We start from the raw sequence: 5,616 nt of genomic DNA on the forward strand, positions 1-5,616 counted from the left end.
AAGAAAATTTGAATTGGCAAATATGGTATTTTTTAATCGTTTAGCCAAAAAATTAGCGTCTCCACCAGTTAAAATTATGATAAAGTTTTCATTTTCGCTTTTTAGAGAGTTTATATAACCATCTATTTCAAAAGTTAGCCCGTTTATTACTCCTGAGTGTAATGATTGATTTGTGGAGTTTCCAATTATTTTTTCTGGCTCTTCAATACTTAACAAAGGTAATTTTGCGGTATAATTATGCATTACTTCATATCGCAAACGAATACCAGGAGAAATTGCACCACCATGATAAACATCTTTATCATCAACAAAATCATAAGTTACACAAGTTCCAGCATCAATTACTAGTCTGTTCTGTTTCGGAAACTGTAAAACCGCTCCAGCAGAGAGAACCATTCTATCTATTCCTAATGTGTTCGGAGAAATGTAATTATTATGGAAAGGAAAATTACTCTCTCGAGAAATAAAATTGATCTTCACTTGATTTGAAAGCGATTCGAAAACTTCTTTTTCTAGTTTTCCAACAGAAGAAACCACTAAATTGGTTATTTTATCAAATCTTTCAAAAATATTTTTTATTGAAATTTTAAAATTCTCATTCGAAAAAAAAAATACCTTAACAAGCGTATTCTGTTCAAAAACAGCGCTTTTAATTCTTGTATTACCTACATCTATAATTAGAACCATTTGTATAAAATTGATTTTGTAAAGGTACGAATACATTTTTTTAAAAATTTGTTTTGGATAAATGAAAAATCATTCTATATTTGCACCCGCAACAAGCGACGGTACCTTAGCTCAGATGGTAGAGCAATGGACTGAAAATCCATGTGTCCCTGGTTCGATCCCTGGAGGTACCACAAAACCCACTCAATTGAGTGGGTTTTTTGTTTTATCTAGGACACTAATAGGGTGTTTTGAGATAAATCCTAAAAGTTTATAGAAAAACAAAATTAAGTACAACTATTTTTAGTCCAAAAGGAAAAGCTGAATTTATTTATAGCAGCAACTATCTTAAAAGACCAAATAAAACTAATGTAACCTTCAAATATGTTGTAACGTAACAAAAAAGGAAGATATTTAACTGTAAACTATTGATAAATTTAATCTTTATTTATATCTCCAATTGTTCTTTTTTATATTCCATAATATCACCCGGCTGACACTCTAATATATCACAAATTAACTCCAATGTAGAAAACCGAATAGCCTTAGCTTTTCCGGTTTTCAATATCGATAAATTAGCGGTTGTTATACCTATTCGATCTGCTAATTCATTCGATCGCATTTTGCGCTTAGCAAGCATCACATCTAGATTTACAATTATTGACATAACTTATATTGTTAATTCATTTTCTTCTTTAATTCTTTTACCAATTTTGAATACTTCCGACAAAACAACAAAGAAAAGTCCTAAAGCCAAAAGGTATACAAATGGTCCAAAACCAAATTCTACAGCAACCATGTTTTTAGAAAATCGAGCAAAAATTTCAGAAATAAGATAAATAAATGATGAATAAATAATCAAATGACCAATTTTGTTTAAAAGTAAGTAGCTTTCGGTTTCAAAAATTAATCGATTTTTAAAATTCGACATTAATTTTCTAAAATTGAATAAAGCAAACAAGATTATACCAAAATTTGCAAGGCTTATTAATAAAGCAATTTTACCATATAAAGTGTCCAATGCTATTTCATTACCAGAAATTTTTATAGGTAATCCAATACTGTCTTTATCAATAAGGAACATGATAGCAACAATTATTATAAGTGGATAGACAATAAGTGACATAAACCAGACGTAATCAACTATAGTCTTCAGTAAATTTAATTTTTTCATTTGATTGGTTTAATTTGTTTCCGCAAATATATAAAAATTATTGAAAAACAATAATAAAAAAATGAAAAACAATAATTTTTATAAAAAAAGAAAACTAAAAAGTTGTTTATCTTTGAATCATGAATCAATTTCCGCAAGCTTTATTAAGTAAGTTAAAAGGGAGAATTCAGGTAAATGCTTTACGAAAATTGCCTGTTTCCAATAATTTAATCGATTTTACTTCCAATGATTACCTTGGATTTGCTCATTCTGAGCTAATTTTCGATAAAACACATGACTATCTTTTAGGAGAAAAAATTAAAATAAACGGTGCAACAGGTTCACGACTTATTTCTGGAAACCATAATTTATATCCAATTACAGAAGATTTTATCGCACATTTTCATCAATCAGAATCTGCTTTAATTTTCAATTCAGGTTATGATGCTAATGTTGGTTTTTTTAGTTCAGTTGCGCAACGCAATGATATTATTCTGTATGACGAACTGTGTCACGCTTCTATTCGCGACGGGATTCAATTATCTAATGCCAAATCTTATAAATTCAATCACAATGATTTTGAAGATTTAGAAAAACTTATTCAAAAATTTCATTCGGAAGAAATAGAAATTTACATCGTTACCGAAAGCGTTTTCTCAATGGATGGCGATTGTCCGAATTTAGAAGAACTAACACAATTATCCGAAAAACACAACTGTAATCTAGTGATAGATGAAGCACATTCTTTAGGAGTTTTTGGCAACCAAGGACAAGGATTAGTACAAGAATTAAAATTACAAAATAAAGTTTTTGCCAGAATTATGACTTTCGGAAAAGGATTGGGTTGTCATGGTGCAGCTATTATAGGAAGCCAAGATCTAAAGGCTTATCTGGTCAATTTCGCTCGAAGTTTTATTTATACAACCGGATTGTCACCACATTCTGTTGCTACAATTTTAGTGGCTTATAATCAATTAGAAAATGACAAAACACAAATTGATACACTTCGAGAAAATATCATACATTTTAACCAAGAAAAGCAAATATTAGGGTTAAAGCCAATGTTTGTTAGAAGCAAATCGGCAATACAATCGGCAATTATTCCAGGAAATCAAAACGTAAAAAATATAGCCAAACAAATTCAAGCAAAAGGATTTGACGTAAAAGCCATATTATCGCCTACAGTTCCAGAAGGTCAAGAAAGATTGCGCATTTGTTTGCATAGTTATAATTCTAAAAAAGAAATATCGGAAGTATTGCGTTTGTTGAGTACTTTTGTGTTTTAAAATTATAAAATGAAACTATTTATAACAGGAATTGGAACCGACGTAGGGAAAACCATCGCATCATCAATCGTAGTCGAATCATTAGAAGCTGATTATTGGAAACCTATTCAAGCAGGTGATTTAGACCATTCCGATAGTCACAAAATCGAATCTTACATATCCAATAATAAAACCGTAATTAACGAGAATAGTTATCGGTTAAATACGCCTGCAAGTCCTCATCTGGCTGCACAAATTGACGGTATTTCAATAGATTTAAATCAAATTATAGAACCTTCAGCCAAAAACCATCTCGTAATTGAAGGAGCAGGCGGACTTTTCGTTCCCTTAAACAATATAGATTGCGTTATCGATTTAATAAAACCAGATTATAAAGTCATTGTCGTTTCTCGCCATTATTTAGGAAGTATCAATCACACTTTACTAACAATTGAAGCTTTACAAAACAGAAAAATAAATATTGCTGGAATCATTTTTAATGGAAATGAAAACAAAGCAACGGAAGAAATTATTTTGTTAAAAACAGGAATAAAATTCATTGGAAGAATTAACGAAGAACCTTATTTCGATAAAAATGTAATTTTAGAATATGCTGATATGTTTAGAGAAAATTTAGCAAGCCTTTAAATAGATAAAAGAAGCAAGAAACAAGATAAATTTTTCATAAAGTCTTGCTTCTTGTTTCTTGCTTCTTTTATCTTTGCATCATGACACTATCCGAAAGAGATCAAAAACACAATTGGCATCCATATACGCAACACAAAACTTCGCAACCCGAAATAGCAATTAAAAAAGGAAGCGGCGCATTGTTGTGGGACGAAAACAACAAAGAATACATCGATGCGATTGCATCTTGGTGGGTTAATCCATACGGACATTCAAATCAGTTTATTGCCGATGCGATTTACAAACAACTCACAACTTTAGAGCATGTATTGTTCGGAGGATTCACACATGAACCTGCTGTTTTAGTATCAGAAAAATTAATAGAAATTTTACCCAATAACCAACAGAAAATCTTTTTTTCTGATAATGGTTCGACGGCGGTTGAGATTGCTATAAAAGTAGCGATGCAATATTTTTACAATAAAAACGAAAAGCGAACCACGATAATTGCTTTCGAAAATGCTTTTCATGGCGATACTTTTGGAGCAATGGCGGCGAGCGGAATTTCATTTTTTACCGAAGCATTCAAAGGATCATTAATTCAAGTGATTAGAATTCCTGTCCCAACTATTGGTAATGAAAAAGCAAGTTTAGACGCTTTGGCACAAGTCATAAAAGAATATGATTGCGCCGCTTTTATTTTCGAACCATTAGTTCAAGGGGCTGCAGGAATGGTTATGTATCAAGCTTCGGAATTGGATAAACTGATTAATTTTTGCAAAAACAACCAAGTTTTTACCATTGCCGATGAAGTCATGACCGGTTTTGGAAAAACAGGAAAAACATTCGCTTGCGATTATCTAGAAGAAAAACCCGACATGATGTGTTTGTCTAAAGCACTTACGGGAGGGACAATTCCTATGGCGATTACGACATTTACGCAGGAAATTTTCGATGGTTTTTATGATGATGATGTAAATAAAGCCTTGTTTCACGGACATACATTTACTGCAAATCCAACAGGTTGTGCAGCAGCTTTGGCAAGTATTCAATTGCTGAAATCCGATGAAATGCAAGAAAATATTAAAAGAGTAAACAACCAACATTTACAATTTCAAGAAAATATTAAAACGCATGAGAAAGTAAAAACAACACGAGTTCTTGGGGTAATTTTTGCCTTAGAAATAAAAACCGATAATCAAGAATCTTATTACGGAAACCTTCGCAACAAACTCTATAATTTTTTTATCGAAAAAGGAGTAATTATGCGCCCAGTAGGAAGTATAATTTATATTTTGCCACCCTATATTATTACAAACGAACAATTGCAAAAAGTATATCAAACTATCGAAGAAGCGTTAGAAATAGTTTAAATTTGTAGCTGTTCCTGCTATACGTTGCAATCTTTTCCTTTTTAAAGAAAAAAGGAAAAGGATTTTCACTGCTATCAGGGCTAAAAAAATCGTGTTTTGAATAAAAAAATAGCCATAACTGCCCTTTCTTCATTTTCACCATTAGGTAATCAACCCGAATTAATTTGGTCAGAATACTTGAAAGAAACGTCATTGATTTCCGAAAAACAAATCGGCAATCAAACGATTCCAGTAGCTTCTATTTCTGAAAAATTACAAGAGTTAGTAGAAGAACTAAAAGCATCAGACAATAAATACAAATCGTTAGATAATTCCGTTTTATACGCCATTTTAGCTTCTCGTCAGGCGGTAAAAAATGCGGGTTGGACAGTAAACGATATTTTTGGAATCAATATCGGTTCTTCACGTGGTGCCACCGAATTATTCGAAAAACACCATCAAGAATTTTTAGAAACTGGAAAAACAGGAACACTTGCTTCACCAACCACAACCTTGGGTAATATTTCCTCTTGGATTGCTCATGACCTAAAAA

General features: G+C 31.7%; 7 protein-coding genes and 1 tRNA gene. 5 read left to right on the plus strand and 3 right to left on the minus strand.

Going from position 1 to position 5,616, the window contains the following annotated elements:
- A partial coding sequence (locus tag ABI549_RS13255; RefSeq protein ID WP_348076938.1) for a type III pantothenate kinase occupies positions 1–687 on the minus strand: 687 nt, incomplete at its 3' end.
- Between the two features lie 100 nt (positions 688–787).
- Here ABI549_RS13255 and ABI549_RS13260 point away from each other — a divergent pair.
- Positions 788–860 (plus strand) — tRNA-Phe (locus ABI549_RS13260).
- A 254-nt stretch (positions 861–1,114) separates the two neighbouring features.
- Here the strand turns inward: ABI549_RS13260 and ABI549_RS13265 are convergent.
- Positions 1,115–1,333 carry a helix-turn-helix transcriptional regulator gene (locus ABI549_RS13265; protein WP_348076939.1) on the minus strand — a complete coding sequence of 73 codons (219 nt, stop codon included), beginning with the start codon at positions 1,331–1,333 and terminating at the stop codon, positions 1,115–1,117.
- A 3-nt stretch (positions 1,334–1,336) separates the two neighbouring features.
- Positions 1,337–1,840: a DUF2975 domain-containing protein gene (locus ABI549_RS13270; protein WP_348076940.1), complete on the minus strand. Its 504-nt coding sequence runs from the start codon at positions 1,838–1,840 to the stop codon at positions 1,337–1,339.
- A 119-nt stretch (positions 1,841–1,959) separates the two neighbouring features.
- Here ABI549_RS13270 and ABI549_RS13275 point away from each other — a divergent pair, with 119 nt between their 5' ends.
- From ABI549_RS13275 to ABI549_RS13290, 4 genes are all read left to right on the plus strand, one after another.
- Positions 1,960–3,105, plus strand: coding sequence for a pyridoxal phosphate-dependent aminotransferase family protein (locus ABI549_RS13275; protein ID WP_348076941.1), 1,146 nt, complete (start codon positions 1,960–1,962; stop codon positions 3,103–3,105).
- A 9-nt stretch (positions 3,106–3,114) separates the two neighbouring features.
- Positions 3,115–3,732 carry a dethiobiotin synthase gene (bioD, locus tag ABI549_RS13280; protein ID WP_348076942.1) on the plus strand — a complete coding sequence of 206 codons (618 nt, stop codon included), beginning with the start codon at positions 3,115–3,117 and terminating at the stop codon, positions 3,730–3,732.
- An 80-nt stretch (positions 3,733–3,812) separates the two neighbouring features.
- Positions 3,813–5,084, plus strand: coding sequence for an adenosylmethionine--8-amino-7-oxononanoate transaminase (bioA, locus tag ABI549_RS13285; protein WP_348076943.1), 1,272 nt, complete (start codon positions 3,813–3,815; stop codon positions 5,082–5,084).
- 96 nt (positions 5,085–5,180) lie between these two features.
- Positions 5,181–5,616, plus strand: a 436-nt coding sequence (locus tag ABI549_RS13290; protein ID WP_348076944.1) for a beta-ketoacyl synthase N-terminal-like domain-containing protein, incomplete at its 3' end; no start/stop codon positions are given.

Source organism: Flavobacterium sp., from assembly GCF_039932285.1.
In the GTDB taxonomy this organism is placed as follows: Bacteria; Bacteroidota; Bacteroidia; order Flavobacteriales; family Flavobacteriaceae; genus Flavobacterium.

Bases quoted from the DNA above. Each gene is read 5' to 3' on its own strand.
- ABI549_RS13265 (WP_348076939.1), bottom strand. From the start codon at position 1,333: ATGTCAATAATTGTAAATCTAGATGTGATGCTTGCTAAGCGCAAAATG.
- ABI549_RS13270 (WP_348076940.1), bottom strand. From the start codon at position 1,840: ATGAAAAAATTAAATTTACTGAAGACTATAGTTGATTACGTCTGGTTT.
- ABI549_RS13275 (WP_348076941.1), top strand. From the start codon at position 1,960: ATGAATCAATTTCCGCAAGCTTTATTAAGTAAGTTAAAAGGGAGAATT.
- bioD (WP_348076942.1), top strand. From the start codon at position 3,115: ATGAAACTATTTATAACAGGAATTGGAACCGACGTAGGGAAAACCATC.
- bioA (WP_348076943.1), top strand. From the start codon at position 3,813: ATGACACTATCCGAAAGAGATCAAAAACACAATTGGCATCCATATACG.